12 protein-coding genes are annotated in these 14,769 nt (G+C 67.9%); 10 read left to right on the forward strand and 2 right to left on the reverse strand.

The features are described from left to right. Positions 1 to 13 precede the first annotated feature (13 nt). The 5 genes from FLG15_RS00365 to FLG15_RS00385 all read left to right on the forward strand — a co-directional run bounded on the left by FLG15_RS00365 (position 14) and on the right by FLG15_RS00385 (position 5,985). A complete protein-coding gene (locus FLG15_RS00365; protein WP_007968095.1) occupies positions 14 to 913 on the forward strand; it encodes a lysophospholipid acyltransferase family protein in 900 nt (299 codons plus the stop codon). 59 nt (positions 914 to 972) lie between these two features. After that, entirely contained in the window at positions 973 to 1,959 is a 987-nt protein-coding gene (locus tag FLG15_RS00370; RefSeq protein ID WP_017157351.1) for a YheT family hydrolase, read from the forward strand. A gap of 57 nt (positions 1,960 to 2,016) precedes the next feature. Then, positions 2,017 to 4,089 carry a tetratricopeptide repeat protein gene (locus FLG15_RS00375; protein ID WP_057680069.1) on the forward strand — a complete coding sequence of 691 codons (2,073 nt, stop codon included), beginning with the start codon at positions 2,017 to 2,019 and terminating at the stop codon, positions 4,087 to 4,089. Between the two features lie 190 nt (positions 4,090 to 4,279). Continuing rightward, positions 4,280 to 4,891 (forward strand): YbhB/YbcL family Raf kinase inhibitor-like protein, encoded by a 612-nt coding sequence (locus FLG15_RS00380; RefSeq protein ID WP_057680070.1) that lies wholly within the window; start codon positions 4,280 to 4,282, stop codon positions 4,889 to 4,891. Between the two features lie 83 nt (positions 4,892 to 4,974). After that, entirely contained in the window at positions 4,975 to 5,985 is a 1,011-nt protein-coding gene (locus tag FLG15_RS00385) for a zinc-dependent alcohol dehydrogenase family protein (RefSeq protein WP_057687044.1), read from the forward strand. 47 nt (positions 5,986 to 6,032) lie between these two features. Here FLG15_RS00385 and FLG15_RS00390 read toward each other — a convergent pair whose 3' ends face one another. Together FLG15_RS00390 and FLG15_RS00395 are read right to left on the reverse strand one after the other, a co-directional pair. Next, positions 6,033 to 6,848, reverse strand: coding sequence for an META domain-containing protein (locus tag FLG15_RS00390; protein WP_057659333.1), 816 nt, complete (start codon positions 6,846 to 6,848; stop codon positions 6,033 to 6,035). Between the two features lie 276 nt (positions 6,849 to 7,124). Continuing rightward, a complete protein-coding gene (locus FLG15_RS00395; protein WP_017157346.1) occupies positions 7,125 to 7,922 on the reverse strand; it encodes an undecaprenyl-diphosphate phosphatase in 798 nt (265 codons plus the stop codon). A gap of 220 nt (positions 7,923 to 8,142) precedes the next feature. On the opposite strand from FLG15_RS00395, the gene glnA reads away from it, so the two are divergent. The 5 genes from glnA to ntrC all read left to right on the forward strand — a co-directional run bounded on the left by glnA (position 8,143) and on the right by ntrC (position 14,370). Continuing rightward, positions 8,143 to 9,552 (forward strand): type I glutamate--ammonia ligase, encoded by a 1,410-nt coding sequence (gene glnA / locus FLG15_RS00405; RefSeq protein ID WP_017157345.1) that lies wholly within the window; start codon positions 8,143 to 8,145, stop codon positions 9,550 to 9,552. 274 nt (positions 9,553 to 9,826) lie between these two features. Continuing rightward, complete coding sequence (locus tag FLG15_RS00410; protein WP_002808480.1) at positions 9,827 to 10,165, forward strand: P-II family nitrogen regulator; 339 nt, start codon at positions 9,827 to 9,829, stop codon at positions 10,163 to 10,165. Positions 10,166 to 10,187: 22 nt separating this feature from the next. Beyond that, entirely contained in the window at positions 10,188 to 11,630 is a 1,443-nt protein-coding gene (locus FLG15_RS00415) for an ammonium transporter (RefSeq protein WP_017157344.1), read from the forward strand. A gap of 264 nt (positions 11,631 to 11,894) precedes the next feature. Beyond that, positions 11,895 to 12,950: a two-component system sensor histidine kinase NtrB gene (locus FLG15_RS00420; RefSeq protein WP_016850649.1), complete on the forward strand. Its 1,056-nt coding sequence runs from the start codon at positions 11,895 to 11,897 to the stop codon at positions 12,948 to 12,950. Continuing rightward, a complete protein-coding gene (gene ntrC / locus FLG15_RS00425) occupies positions 12,943 to 14,370 on the forward strand; it encodes a nitrogen regulation protein NR(I) (protein ID WP_017157343.1) in 1,428 nt (475 codons plus the stop codon). The genes FLG15_RS00420 and ntrC overlap by 8 nt, the downstream gene beginning before the upstream one ends. The last annotated feature ends 399 nt before the right edge of the window (positions 14,371 to 14,769 follow it).

Below are 14,769 nucleotides of genomic sequence, written 5' to 3' on the forward strand. Positions count from 1 at the left end.
GGCAGCGGCATGCATGGAACAGCGTCATCCGCTGCCGGCACTGCGCGGCGGCCACGCTGCTGTCACAATGGTCGCGCCTCCTTCCCCCGTTACCGGTTCCGTTCGTCGAATGAGCGAGTCATCCCTGGACGCCACGCGCGACGCTGGCGGCGCGTTGCGTTGGTTCCGGTACCTCTACCGGGTGCCACTGTTGTTGCTGCATCTGTGCCTGGGCCTGCCGGTCACCATGCTGTGCGTGGTGGTACCGGCGCTGGCGCGGATCCGCATCGGGCACGACGACACCCTGGAGGAGCGGATGATCCGCTGGTGGCAGGGCACCTTGATGCGGGTGTTCGGCTTTCGGCTGCGCCGCTTCGGGACGCCGCTACCGGGCGCGACCCTGTTCGTGGCCAACCACGTCAGCTGGGTGGATATCTCCATCCTGCACAGCCAGCGGGTGATGGGGTTTGTGGCCAAGCGCGAAATCGCCGGCTGGCCGCTGGTGGGCTGGCTGGCGACCAAGGGCCAGACCATCTTCCACCAGCGCGGCAATACCGAATCGCTGGGCGGGGTGCTGCAGGAAATGCTGTTGCGCCTGCAAAGCGGCAAGCCGGTGGGGGTCTTTCCGGAAGGGCGTACCCGTGGCGGTACCGAAGTGGGCCCGTTCCATGCGCGCATCTTCCAGGCAGCGGTGGAAGCCGGCGTGCCGGTACAGCCGGTGGCGCTGCGTTACGGGCTGCGCGGCAATGCACAGGCGGTGGTGGCCTTCGGCGAGCGCGAGAGTTTCTTCGCCAATATCGTGCGCCTGCTGGGCGAGCCGTCGCGGCTGGCCGAAGTGCATTTTCTCGAGCCGATTCGCGCGCTGGACATCGAAGGCCGCCGTCGCATGGCCGAGACCTCGCGCCAGCGCATCGTCGCAGCGATGGAGTCCTAGCCGACGATGCGCACGCGCCTCTCCCCTGCGGCCAGCCGCAACGCCGGTGCGATGCGCGCATGAATGCCTCCGATTACTTGCCGCCGCGCTGGCTGCGCAACCCGCACGTGCAATCGGTGCTGGGCAGCAGTGCCTTGCGGCGCATCCGCAGCCGCCAGTTGCTGGCCGCCAGCGGCGCGGTCACCAGCGAACACATCCTCGATGGCGGCGACGGTGTGCGCCTGCAGGGCTGGATGAGCGTCCCGCCCGGCGATGCACCGCCACGCGGCACCGTGCTGTTGCTGCATGGCTGGGAGGGCAGCGCCGATTCCAATTACATGCGCCTGACCGCCGCGCGCCTGCTCGGTCTGGGCTACCAGGTGTTCCGGCTGAACTTCCGCGACCACGGCGGTACCCACCATCTCAATGTGGACCTGTTCCACTCCGACCGCATCGAAGAAGTGGTCAATGCCGCCGGCGATCTGTGGCGGCGTTTTCCTGCGCCGCAGTTGCTGGCTGCAGGGTATTCGCTGGGCGGGAATTTCGCGCTGCGGCTGGCGCTGCGTGCGCCCGCCGCCGGCCTGCCGCTGGCGCGCGTGGCGGCGGTGTGCCCGTTGCTGGACCCGGCCGCCACCATGACCCAGCTGGAAAAGGGCCCGCAGTTCTACGACTGGTACTTCCGCCGTAAATGGCGCGAATCGCTGCTGCGCAAGCGCAAGCTGTTCCCCGAGCAGCACGGGTACGACGACGCCACCCTGGCGCTGGACATGCGCGGGCTGATGGCCTGGCTGGCGGTGAAACATACCGGGCACGGCTCGCTGGAAGCGTATTTCGATAGCTACTCGATTGCCGGCCAACGCCTGGCCAACCTGCAGGTGCCGGTCGACATCCTGATGGCCGAAGACGACCCGGTGATTCCGTTCGCCGATTTCGCCGCTTGGCAGTTGCCGGCGCATGCGCAGCTGGAAATCGCGCGCTGGGGCGGGCATTGCGGCTTTCTGGAAAACGCCCGCGGCGACGGTTTTGCCGAACGCTGGGTGGCTGAGCGGCTGGCCGCTGCCCGGTAGCTCGGCGCCGCAGCGCGCATCGTTACAATAGCGGTTTGTCCGGGACCCGCCACCGCCATGCAAGACGCCATTCTTCAAGCCCTGCGCCGCAATGCGGCCGACGATGCGGTGGCGCTGGCCCGCGAGTGGGTCACCAACGCGCCCGATCACGCCGCCGCCCACCGCTGGCTGGCGCTTGCGCTGCAGCAGCAGGGGCAGCCGGCGCTAGCGCTGGACAGCATCGATACCGCGCTGACGCTGACGCCCGAAGATGCCGACCTGCACCTGCTGCGCGCCGGCGCCTTGCTGGCCACGCGCGATCTGTCCGCCGCCGATGCCGCGCTGTCGCGCAGTACCGCGCTGGATCCGAATCAGTTCAATGCCTACGTGATGCAGGCGCATCTGGCGGTGGCCCGCGGCGATCTGGACGAGGCCGAGCGGCTCAGCCGCACCGCCGCGCGCCTGGCGCCGGAACACCCGCAATTGCTGGCGGTCGATGGCGTGGTGGAAATGCGCCGGGGCCACAGCGACCGCGCGCTGGCGCTGCTGACCCGCGCCGCCGAGCAGCTGCCCGACGATGCACGCGTGCTGTTTTCGCTGGGCTTTGCGTATCTGCAGAAGGAGCATTTTGCGTTCGCCGAGCGTGCCTTCGAGCGCGTGATCGAGCTCAATCCCCCCGGCACCGCGCTGCGCGCCTTCATTGCGCAACTGGCCCAACGCCAGGGCCGCCTGGACGATGCACTGGCGGCGATGCAGGGCGTGCTCGAGCAGCCCGGCGGCGATCTGCCGGCCATGCGCCGGCTGGCCGGCGAGATGGAGCTGCAGGCCGGGCGTCCCGACCAGGCCGCCGCGCACCTGCGCCTGGCGCTGGCGCACTGGCCGGCCGACCGCCGCACGTTGCACGCGCTGCTCACCGCCTGGGAGCGGCTGGGCGCGGTGGACGATGCGCGCGACACCCTGGATGCGGCACTGGCCACCTCGGCCACTGCGCACGACCTGTGGCTGGCCCGCCTGGCGGTCGAGCCGGTCGGTGGGCCGCAGGCGCAGGCCGTGATCGAGCGCTGGCTGCTGGCCATGCCCGAACACCTGCCGGCCCTGGAAGCGCTGATGCGCGTGCACGACATGCAGGGCCAGGCCGACGCAGCGGAGATGGTGGCGCGTCAGATCGTGGCGGTGGAGCCGGGCCGCATCAGCGGCGAGCAGCGCATTGTCGAAGCCTTGCTGCAACGCGACCCACCGGCGGCGATCGCCTGCGTCGAATCGTTGATCGAATCGCTGCCTGCACCGCAGCAGACCGTGCTGCGGCCATGGTTGGGCAATGTGCAGGACCGCGCCGGCCAGCCCGATGCCGCCGTGGGTACCTGGATGCAGTTCCACCGCGAACAGGCCCAGCATCGGTTGCCGTTGCCGCCGCAGGCAGCCAAGCAGCCCACGCAGTGGCCTGCGCTGGGCAGCATTCCCGACACCGTCACCGCACGCCCGCTGTTCGTGTGGGGCACGCCCGGCTCGCATGTCGAACGCCTGGTCGCGGTGATGGGCGCGGCCACCCCGCTGGTGCGCGGCGACCGCTATGGCACCACGCCGCCGTCGGATGCGCTGCAGAGCTACCGCACCCTCGAACAGCTGGCCTCCGGCGAACTGGCACCGACGGCGCTGGTGGAAGGCTGGAAGGCGCAACTGCCGCGCCGCGGCATCGACGATGGCAATGTCATCGACTGGTTGCTGTGGTGGGACAACACCTTGCTGACCGCGCTGCGCCCGCACCTGCCCGAGGGCCGGCTGGCGATTGCGCTGCGTGACCCGCGCGACATGTTGCTGGACTGGCTCTCGGCCGGTGCGTCGGCGCCCCTGGCGCTGCAATCGCCGCAGCAGGCCACCGACTGGTTGCTGATCGCACTGGAACAGCTGGCCACGCTGCACGAGCGCGACCTGTACCCCCACCGCATCATTCGGCTGGACGGGATCGAAAACGACCCGCAAGGTATTTCGACGGCCCTGGAACAGGCGTTCGGGCTGAGCTTCCCACTGGTCGAACCGCGTGGCCCGGCGCGGTTGGCCTCCGGCCGCTGGCGCGATTACCGCGGCGTGCTCGGCGCGCAGTTCGATCTGCTCACCCTGATCGCGGTGCGCTTCGGCTACCCGCAGGACTGAGGCGCCATCAACGCGGTCGCGCCCACGGCAGGTGGGCGTGGCCGCAGTCGCGTCGTCGCATCGTGTGCAGGCGCGGCACGTACGCGGCGGTAAACCCGGCCGAGCGCATCAGAAGGTTCCATGGCGGCGTCTTCCGCTGTGGCGCAGACCCAGGCACCCTGATCCGTATCGCTTCCCTCGGAGATCCGCCATGCGTCTGACCAGCAACAGCATCGAAAACGGCAAGCCCATCGCGGTGGAATTTGCCGCCGGCACGCCGGAGGGCTTTGCGCCCAACCGCAATCCGCACCTGGCCTGGAGCGAGGCGCCGGCAGGTACGCAGTCGTTTGCGCTGCTGTGCCTGGACCCGGACGTGCCGACCGTGCCCGACACCGTCGGCCGCGACGACCTGCAGATTCCCGTCGAGCAGCCACGCACCGATTTCGTGCATTGGGCCATGGCCGATATCCCCGCCGATGTGCATGAGATTGCGGCAGGCAGCTGCAGCGACGGCTTCGTGGTCAAGGGCAAGCAGCAGCCAGCCGGCCCGGCCGGTGCCCGGCAGGGCCTGAATTCCTACACCCGGTGGTTCGCCGGCAATGCCGACATGGCCGGCGACTACCGCGGCTACGACGGCCCGTACCCGCCGTTCAACGACCTGCGCGTGCACCGGTATTTCTTCCGCGTGTTCGCGCTGGACGTGGCCCAGCTCAGCCTGCCCAACAGCTTCACCGCCGCCGACGTGCTGTCGGCGATGCAGGGGCATGTGCTGGCCGAAGCGGCGTTGCACGGCACCTACACCTTGAACCCGTCGCTGCGCTGAGTGATCGCGCCGATGGCGGCGCTCGCTCCATCCCCCATGACGCCAGCCACGTTCGGCCGGCGTCGCAGCACAGGCAATCCCCCTTGAACGCATTCCAGATTGGCAATCAAACCGGCCTCGAGAGCCTGGTTGCGGTCGAGATGCCCGAACCAGTTGCAGGGGCTGGTGAGGTCATCGTCGCTCCGCGACTGGTGGGCTTGATCAACCGCGACCTGCAGATCCTGAAGGGCACCTACGGCGGCAAGCTTGCGCCCGCGCGCGTTCCGGTTGCCGAGGGTGTGGGCATCGTGACCTGCGTCGGCGCAGGCGTCAGCCAGGTCGCGCCAGGCGACCGTGTCGTCTGTGGGCACTTTCCCACCTGGCTGGATGGCAGGTTCCGCGCCGAGATGTTCGCCCACGACCTGGGCGTGACCCACGACGGCTGGCTGGCCGAAAAGGTGTCGCTGCCCGCCAGTGCCCTGATCAAGGTGCCTGCGTCGCTGGAGGACGAGGATGTCGCTGCGCTGGCATCGGCCGCGGTGACCGCCTGGCACGCCCTGGTGGAAGTGGCCAGGATCAAGGCCGGCGACCTGGTGCTGTGCCTGGGAACCGGTGGCGTCTCGATGGCTGCGCTCCAACTGGCCAAGCTCCACGGTGCCCGCGTCGCCATCACCTCGTCCAGCGACGACAAGCTCGAGCTCGCACGCCGCCTGGGCGCCGACATCACCGTCAACTACCGCACCCACCCCGACTGGGCCGAGGCGGTGATGCAGCTGTCCGGCGGCGGCGCGGACGTCGTCATCGAGACGGGCGGGCAGGACACCTTGGGCCAGTCGATCAAGGTGGCGGCCGCGAATGCGACCATCGTGGTGATCGGCGTGACCCCCGGCGCGGCCTCGCCGATTCCCGACTACGTGGCGTTGATCCGCAAGAACGTGACCATTCGCGGGATCGCCAACGGAAGCCGGGCGATGTTCGTGGACCTGCTGCAGGCGATCGAGCAGCACCGCATCAAAACCCTGCACAGCAAGACGTTCCGGTTCGACCAGGCGCCCCAGGCCTTGGACTATTTCGCCAAGGCGCAACACGTGGGCAAGGTCCTCATCCGGTTCTGATGCGGGTAGCGGCGTCGCAGGGTGCGCGGCCCAATGCTGCAGCCGCGCTAGCTGCCGGCCTCGATCATCTGGTCGAGCACGTACACCGGTTTGGTACCAGGCTCGCTGCCGGCCGGGTAGCGGGTCACGCGTAGCAGGGTGCGTATGCCGTCTTCATGGTCGAAACCCTCGATCGTGCCCTCGTAGGGCTGCCATGATGTTGCGGCCTGTACGGTGGCAGGTGCGTCCGGGTCGTGCTCGCGCACTTGCAGGCAGCGCCGCGCGGGGTCGGAAACGCAGGGCATGGTCTCTGCGGCGACTTCGATCAACAGCGTCTGCCCCGGCCCGCCATAACCGGTGTCCGCAGTGGGCGTGCCGCCGAAGATCAGCACGGTGCCGTCGCTGCGGGTCAGGGTCAGGCGGGGCGCGGCTGCTGCGTTGTCCATGATCACTGCGAAGCGCCCGGACAACAGGTCGCTGGCCGCGCGCTCCTGCGCCATCCGGCGTGCATCGGCGCACATTCGCTTGCTCGAGACCACCCGGCCAATCTGCACGTGCGCCTCGGCCACGCGGTAGGTGGCGCCCAGCGCGTTGCAGGTCTGGCTGACCTGGATGCGCTGATCGCTGAAATCCAGTTGCACTGGCGGCACGCCGTCGACGAACAGGCTGCGCAAGGCCGTGCCATGCGCATCGCTGGCCCGCTGCAGGTGCCAGTGCTGCGCGCGCAGGGCGGCGCGTAACGGGACATTGTCCGTGTCAGAGGGAGCGGCGACCGGCGCCCGCGCAGCAGCGTGGCTGGAGCCGGGCGGCTCCGGCGATGCACCCGACCCGCAGGCCGTCACGCCCGCCGCCAGCAATGCTGGGGCCAAGAACACGGCACGCATGCGCAGCTCCCGGTGATCGATGCGTCAGTGATACCGCCAGCGTGCGCCCGCGGCAATGACCGGCGTCACGACGTGGACGCCCCGGAGCGCCAACCAACGACCGCGCGCACTGCCAGGCGGGCGCGGGCGCTGCCCGGAATCGGCTGCTGTCGCCGGTCCGCTGCAGTGCCCAGCGTGCCGTCCACAATCTCTCGGGGGCGGCGCTTTGCGTTCCTGGCGCCTGGCCCGCATGGCGCAACCATCGCGACCTGCAGGCCAGGTAGGGGCGGTCGGGTGTCAGCCCGCAGCCGCCGGCAGCCACAGCAGCAGGGCGGCGCCCAGCAGCATGCGGTACACCGCAAACACCGTGAACCGGTGCTTCTTGATATAGCCCAGCAGCCACTTGACCACCACAAAGCCGGTGATGGTCGCCGCCACGAAGGCCACCGCCACGTCAGTCCAGTTTTCGGTGCCGAAACCGCCTTCCTTGTACATCTCCAGCAGCGCGTAACCGCTGGCCGCAAACATGGTCGGAATGCCCACCATGAACACGAAATCCGCCGCTGCCGAGCGCTTGCTCAGGCCCAGCAGCATGGCGATGAAGATTGTCGAGGCCGAGCGCGACGTACCGGGAAAGACACCGGCCACGACCTGCGCCAGGCCCACTGCAATGGCCACCTTCCAGGTCACCACATCGCGCTCGGGCAGCTTGCCGGCGAAGTGTTCGGCCACCAGCATCCATACCCCGCCGATCAACAATGCCCAGGCGACCGGTTGGAGCGTTTCGGGCAATTGCCAGCCGGCCTTGCGCACGACCAGTCCGACCACCGCGGTGACCAGGAAGGCCACGCCGACCTTGAGCACGTAGTCGCGGTTGGCGCGCTCGCCCAGGCCGGTGGCCAGGCCCCACAGGCGCTGCCGCAGCGCCAGGCAGATGGCCAGGATCGCGCCGGCCTGGATGACGATATTGAAGAAGTCAGAACGGCGTCCGAGCCATTGTTCGGCAATCAGCAGGTGGCCGGTGCTGGAGATCGGCAGAAATTCGGTGAGGCCTTCGAGAATGCCCAACAACAGGGCGGAAATCAGATCGGACATCGGACTGGGCAGGGGTGAGGGAGGCGCCAGGATAGTGCATTGCGGCATGCACCACATTGGTGCGTTCGGTTTTGCGTTTTGCACTTAGATGGTGCGGTACAGGTGCTACGGTCGCGAGCGATGTCAGCAAAATCAAGGGCTTGTGAAGCGCGATCGCTTGGCACGGTCCCTGCTGTAGTACCGCCCACGAGCCACTTAACTCCTGCTGAGGTTTCTTCCGATGTCCGTGGAAAATGTTGAAAAGCTGATCAAGGACAACAAGGTCGAGTTCGTCGACCTGCGCTTCGTCGATATGCGTGGTGTACAGCAGCACATCACCTTCCCGGTCAATATCATCGAGCCGGCGCTGTTTGAAGAAGGCAAGATGTTCGACGGCAGTTCGATCGCGGGCTGGAAGGGCATCAACGAGTCGGACATGGTGTTGCTGCCGGACGCGGGCACCGCGTACCTGGATCCGTTCTTCGCCGATCCGACCCTCGTGCTGACCTGCGACATCCTCGACCCGGCCACCATGCAGAGCTATGAGCGCGATCCGCGCGGCATCGCCAAGCGCGCCGAGGCCTATCTGAAATCCTCCGGCACCGCCGACCAGGCGTTCTTCGGCCCGGAGCCGGAATTCTTCATCTTCGATTCGGTGCGCTTTGCCAACGACATGGGCCACACCTTCTTCCAGGTGGGTTCGGAAGAGGCGGCCTGGAACACCGGCGAAAAATACGACGGCGGCAACAGCGGTTACCGCCCGGGCGTGAAGGGCGGCTACTTCCCGGTCCCGCCGACCGACAGCCTGCACGACCTGCGCGCGGAAATGATCAAGACGCTGGAGCAGGTCGGCATCGAAACCGAAGTGCACCACCACGAAGTGGCCACCGCCGGCCAGTGCGAGATCGGCACCAAGTTCAGCTCGCTGGTGCAGAAGGCCGACGAACTGCTGACGATGAAGTACATCATCAAGAACGTCGCCTACCGCAACGGCAAGACCGCCACCTTCATGCCCAAGCCCATCGTGGGCGACAACGGCTCGGGCATGCACGTGCACCAGTCGCTGGCCAAGGGCGGCGTCAACCTGTTCACCGGCGACGGCTACGGCGGCCTGTCGCAGCTGGCGCTGTGGTACATCGGCGGCATCTTCAAGCATGCCCGCGCGATCAACGCCTTCGCCAACTCCGGCACCAACAGCTACAAGCGCCTGGTCCCGGGCTTCGAGGCGCCGGTGATGCTGGCCTATTCGGCGCGTAACCGTTCGGCCTCGTGCCGCATTCCGTGGGTCACCAACCCGAAGGCGCGCCGTATCGAAATGCGTTTCCCCGATCCGTTGCAGTCCGGCTACCTGACCTTCACCGCGCTGATGATGGCCGGCCTGGACGGCATCAAGAACCAGATCGACCCGGGCGCCCCGAGCGACAAGGACCTGTACGACCTGCCGCCGGAAGAAGAGAAGCTGATCCCGCAGGTGTGCTCCAGCCTGGACCAGGCCCTGGAAGCGCTGGACAAGGACCGCGAGTTCCTCAAGGCCGGCGGCGTGATGAGCGACGACTTCATCGACGGCTATATCGCGCTGAAGATGCAGGAAGTCACCAAGTTCCGCGCTGCGACCCACCCGTTGGAGTACCAGCTGTACTACGGCAACTGAGTTCCACCGCGGTGATGGCGGAGGCCCCCCTCCCACCTCCGCCATCGCCGCACATGTTCGATCGATCCAGGGCTCCGGCCGTGGATCGCAGGGGTAACGAGAGAACACATCGTTCGCGGCGCGCGGGCCTGACCTCTCCCACGAGGCGGATGCATGGCATCTGCTGGGGTCCGCGCAATCGCGAACGATCGGATGCCGGGGTAGGCATCCAGGTGACTGACACCGCCGGGCGGCGCAATGCCGGCCGGTTCTTTCCACCATTCGGGGTATGCGCATGAAATTGATCACCGCCATCATCCGGCCGTTCAAGCTCGACGAGGTCCGCGAGGCCTTGTCTGCAGCTGGCGTGTCGGGCATCACCGTGACCGAGGTCAAGGGCTTCGGGCGCCAGAAAGGCCACACCGAGCTGTACCGCGGCGCCGAGTACGTCGTCGACTTCCTGCCCAAGATCAAGATCGAAACGGTGGTCACCGACGACCGTCTGGACGCGGTGGTCGAAGCGATCCAGAACGCCGCCGGCACCGGCAAGATCGGCGACGGCAAGATCTTCGTCACCGCGATCGAGCAGGTGGTGCGCATCCGCACCGGCGAGATCGGCGCCGATGCGCTCTGACCCCACCAGCCCCGGAGTTCGTATGAAGACAGCTCTTTTTGCCGGGTGGAAAGCCCGGTTCTACAGCGTGTGCATGCTGATGCTGTTCAGCGCGCTGATGGTGGGCGGCATGGGCAGTGCGCATGCGCAGTCCACCCCGCAGGTCACCCCGCTGCCGACCGAGCCGGTCACCACCGAACCGCTGCCGTCGGCGCAGCCGGCCACCCCGCCGGCCGCCGCCGCCGAAGCCGCACCGGTGGTGGAAAAGGGCGATGTCGCCTGGATGCTGACCTCCACCCTGCTGGTGCTGATGATGGTGGTGCCGGGCCTGGCGCTGTTCTACGGCGGCATGGTGCGCGCCAAGAACGTGTTGTCGGTGCTGATCCAGGTCGCCACAGTCTTTTCGCTGCTGACCATCCTGTGGGTGTTGTATGGCTATAGCCTGGCGTTCTCCGGCGAAGGCGCGTGGATCGGCAACCTGGACAAGGCGCTGCTCAAGGGCGTCACCATCGAAACCCTGGCGGCCACCTTCACCAAGGGCGTGAGCCTGCCGGAATACGTGTTCGTCGCGTTCCAGGCGACCTTCGCCGGCATCACCGGTGCGCTGATCGTGGGCGCCTTTGCCGAACGCGCCAAGTTCGCCGCGGTACTGCTGTTCTCGGTGATCTGGTTCACCTTCGGCTACCTGCCGCTGGCGCACATGGTCTGGGCCACCGGCGGGTACCTGTTCGGACTGGGCGCGCTGGATTTTGCCGGCGGCACCGTGGTGCATATCAATGCCGGTGTTGCCGGCCTGGTCGGCGCCTATTTCGTCGGCAAGCGCGCCGGGTTGGGGCGTGAGGCGATCAAGCCGCACAACGTGACCCTGACCTTCGTCGGCGCCTCGCTGCTGTGGGTGGGCTGGTTCGGCTTCAACGCCGGTTCCAACCTGGAAGCCAATGCCGGTGCGGCGCTGGCCTTCCTCAACACCTTGCTGGCCACCGCCGCCGCCATCCTGGGCTGGTCGCTGACCGAGAAGATCATCAAGGGCAAGTCGTCCGCGCTGGGCGTGGCCTCGGGCATGGTCGCCGGCCTGGTCGGTATCACTCCGGCCTGCGGCACCGTGGGTCCGTTCGGTGCGATCGTGATTGGTCTTGCCGCCGGCGTGCTGTGCGTGTGGGGCGTCACCGGTCTGAAGCGCCTGCTCGGTGCCGACGACAGCCTGGACGTGTTCGGCGTGCATGGCCTGGGCGGCATCATCGGCGCCATCCTCACTGGCGTGTTCTCGGCGGCCTCGTTGGGCGGCCAGAAGGGCGGCGATTACGACATCGTCCACCAGGTCGGCATCCAGGCGCTGGGCGTCGGGATCACGGTCGGCTGGATCGGCGTGGTGTCGGTGGTGGGCTTTCTGGTCGCCAAGCTGGTGTTCGGCCTGCGCGTCAGCGAAGAAGCCGAGCGCGAGGGCCTGGACATCACCTCGCACGGCGAAGCCGCGTACGAGTCCTGAGCATGCACACCCGCGGCCGCGCTGCCGCGGGTGGCGCCACGACCCGGCCGGGATCGCCCAGCCGGGTCCGTTTTTTCCCGCCGCCCGTTGGGCGCGGAACCACTGCCGAGGTGCCTGCATGACCAGCCCCACGCCCATGACTGCCGGCGCGGATGCACGCTGGATCGGTGCGACCCGCCTCCGTCCGGCCTACATGGTGTCTCCGTACGCTTCGCTTTGCGCGACATCGATGCATGGCGCTGCCGTTTGCACTAAATTGGTGCAATGGTGACGTCCTCTTCCATGCCATCGCTGGACAGCCTGGGCACACCGGTCGCCTGGGCCGACCGCGAGGGCCGCGTGCTGGGGGTTAACCCGGCGTTTGCCCGCTGGCTCGGGGTCAGCGCACGGCGGTTGGTCGAACAGCCCCTGGCCGCGCTGGAAGTGCAGGGCGACGCGCTGGCGCGCTTTCTGCTCAACGACGAGCGCGACGTCTTGCGTCTGCACCGGCTGGCGCTGGGCCTGCCCAACGACGCGCCGCGCTTTGCCGAGGGCTGGCTGTCGCGGCTGGACGATGGCGGCTGGCTGCTGGAAACCCACCCGGTCGACGAATTCCCCGCGCTCGATCCCACCCACGCCCTGCCCAACGCCTTGAGCGCTGCGCTCAAGGGGCTGGCGCACGAGCTGCGTAACCCGCTGGCCGGGCTCAAGGGCGCCGCGCAGTTGCTGGCGCGCCGCGCGGCCGGGCGCGATGAAGACGAACGCGAACTGATCGAGCTGATCGGCACCGAGATCGAGCGCCTCAACACCCTGCTCGAACGGCTGCTCTCGCCCACTCCGGCGCGCCCGCACGATCGCCTCAACATTCATGTGGTGCTCGAACGGGTGTTACGCCTGGCCGAAGCCGAAGGCGGCTGGTCGGTGCAGGTGCAGCGCGATTACGACCCCAGCATTCCGGACATTCTGGGCGATGGCGACCGTTTGACCCAGGCGGTCTGGAACCTGGTGCGCAACGCCTTCCAGGCCGGCGCCACGCGCGTGACGCTGCGCACCCGCGTGGAGCACGGCCAGCGCATCCGCGACCGCGTGCATGCGATGTCGCTGCGGCTGGAGATCATCGACGACGGCGGCGGCGTGCCGGAAGAACTGGCCGAGCACCTGTTTCTGCCATTGGTCAGCGGCCGTGCCGAAGGCAGCGGGCTGGGCCTGGCGCTGGCCCAGCAGGTCTCGCGCGAACACCACGGCACGCTGACCTATCGCTCGCGTCCGGGCCATACCGTTTTCACCCTGCTGCTGCCCGAGCTGGCCGGCGATCACGACAAGGAGCATCCACATGGCTGAGGCCGCCGGCGTATCCCACATCTGGGTGGTCGACGACGACCGGTCGGTCCGGTTCGTGCTGTCCACCGCCTTGCGCGATGCAGGCTACGCCGTGGACGGCTTCGACAGCGCCGCGGCCGCGCTGCAGGCGCTGGCCATGCGGCCCACGCCGGATCTGCTGTTCACCGACGTGCGCATGCCCGGCGAAGACGGCCTGACCCTGCTCGACAAACTCAAATCCAAGCACCCGCAGTTGCCGGTGATCGTGATGTCGGCCTACACCGATGTTGCCAGCACCGCTGGCGCCTTTCGCGGCGGCGCGCACGAGTTCCTGTCCAAGCCGTTCGACCTGGACGATGCGGTGGCACTGGCCGCGCGCGCATTGCCGGACGCCGATGCCGGCGTCGAAGAGATCCTCGCCACGCGGCTGGCCGAAGGCTCGGCCTCGTTGATCGGCGACACGCCCGCGATGCAGGCCTTGTTCCGCGCGATCGGCCGCCTGGCGCAGGCGCCGCTGTCGGTGCTGATCAATGGCGAAACCGGTACCGGCAAGGAGTTGGTGGCGCGCGCGCTGCACAACGAATCCCCGCGTGCGCGCAAACCCTTCGTCGCGCTCAACACCGCCGCCATCCCGGCCGAATTGCTGGAAAGCGAGTTGTTCGGCCACGAAACCGGCGCGTTTACCGGGGCGACCAAACGGCATATCGGCCGCTTCGAACAGGCCGATGGCGGCACGCTGTTTCTGGACGAAATCGGCGACATGCCATTGCCGCTGCAGACCCGGCTGCTGCGCGTGTTGGCAGAGAACGAATTCTTCCGCGTCGGTGGGCGCGAATTGATCCGCGTCGATGTGCGCGTGATCGCCGCCACCCACCAGGACCTGGAAGCGCTGGTCGAACAAGGCCGCTTCCGCGCCGATCTGCTGCACCGCCTGGATGTGGTGCGCCTGCAATTGCCGCCGCTGCGCGAACGGCGCGGCGACATCGCGCAACTGGCCGAAAATTTCCTGGCCATGGCCGGGCGCAAGCTCGACATGCTGCCCAAGCGGCTCTCGTCGGCCGCGCTGGAAGACCTGCGCCAGTACGACTGGCCGGGCAATGTGCGCGAACTGGAAAACGTGTGCTGGCGCCTGGCGGCGCTGGCGACGTCGGACATCATCGACGTGGTCGACGTGGACGCCGCACTGGCGCGCGGCGGCCGTCGTCACCGCAGCGGTCGCAGCGACGGGCAGTGGGACGACATGCTTTCCAGCTGGGCCGCGCAACGCCTGAGCGAAGGTGCCCAGGGCCTGCACGCCGAAGCGCGCGAGCGCCTGGACAGAACCTTGCTGGAAGCGGCGCTGCAACTCACCCAGGGCCGCCGTGCCGAAGCCGCCGCCCGCCTGGGACTGGGCCGCAACACCGTCACCCGCAAGCTGGGGCCGGGCCGCAAGCGCCGCTGATCAGCCCGCACGCGGAGGTGAGCCCTCTCCCACCTGCGTGAGAGGGCGTGAGGGGCACCTGCAAAAAGCCGGACTACGCGCAGGTGTTTGAGCCACACAGCGAAACAGGCGAGCTTGACGAGCATCGCGGCACGCGTGCATGAACTCTTCGTTGTTTGCTCGCACGCGCCACTGCCTCGAGTCAGGCGGCGCGCGACGCCGCCATCCGTCCTTCGAGCAGCTTCCCTCGCACGCGGGAGAAGGCAAGACGGTCGGGCAGGGCGGGCATCGCGCTTTGCAGTCGAGTTCCTCTCCCGGCTGCGGGACAGGGGCGGTGCGAGCACGTTTGCGCATCTCCGGCCAGCGACACCTAGCCCGTAAACTCGTGGGCTGTCCCAAGTGCATTTCATGACACGTGAA

The organism is Xanthomonas phaseoli pv. dieffenbachiae, assembly GCF_008639345.1.
GTDB classification, from domain to species: domain Bacteria; phylum Pseudomonadota; class Gammaproteobacteria; order Xanthomonadales; family Xanthomonadaceae; genus Xanthomonas; species Xanthomonas phaseoli.

Excerpts from the sequence above, each read along its gene's own strand:
- FLG15_RS00410 (WP_002808480.1), top strand. The coding sequence starts at position 9,827 with ATGAAATTGATCACCGCCATCATCCGGCCGTTCAAGCTCGACGAGGTC.
- FLG15_RS00420 (WP_016850649.1), top strand. The coding sequence starts at position 11,895 with ATGGTGACGTCCTCTTCCATGCCATCGCTGGACAGCCTGGGCACACCG.
- ntrC (WP_017157343.1), top strand. The coding sequence starts at position 12,943 with ATGGCTGAGGCCGCCGGCGTATCCCACATCTGGGTGGTCGACGACGAC.
- FLG15_RS00365 (WP_007968095.1), top strand. The coding sequence starts at position 14 with ATGGAACAGCGTCATCCGCTGCCGGCACTGCGCGGCGGCCACGCTGCT.
- FLG15_RS00380 (WP_057680070.1), top strand. The coding sequence starts at position 4,280 with ATGCGTCTGACCAGCAACAGCATCGAAAACGGCAAGCCCATCGCGGTG.
- FLG15_RS00415 (WP_017157344.1), top strand. The coding sequence starts at position 10,188 with ATGAAGACAGCTCTTTTTGCCGGGTGGAAAGCCCGGTTCTACAGCGTG.
- FLG15_RS00390 (WP_057659333.1), bottom strand. The coding sequence starts at position 6,848 with ATGCGTGCCGTGTTCTTGGCCCCAGCATTGCTGGCGGCGGGCGTGACG.
- FLG15_RS00370 (WP_017157351.1), top strand. The coding sequence starts at position 973 with ATGAATGCCTCCGATTACTTGCCGCCGCGCTGGCTGCGCAACCCGCAC.
- glnA (WP_017157345.1), top strand. The coding sequence starts at position 8,143 with ATGTCCGTGGAAAATGTTGAAAAGCTGATCAAGGACAACAAGGTCGAG.
- FLG15_RS00395 (WP_017157346.1), bottom strand. The coding sequence starts at position 7,922 with ATGTCCGATCTGATTTCCGCCCTGTTGTTGGGCATTCTCGAAGGCCTC.
- FLG15_RS00375 (WP_057680069.1), top strand. The coding sequence starts at position 2,017 with ATGCAAGACGCCATTCTTCAAGCCCTGCGCCGCAATGCGGCCGACGAT.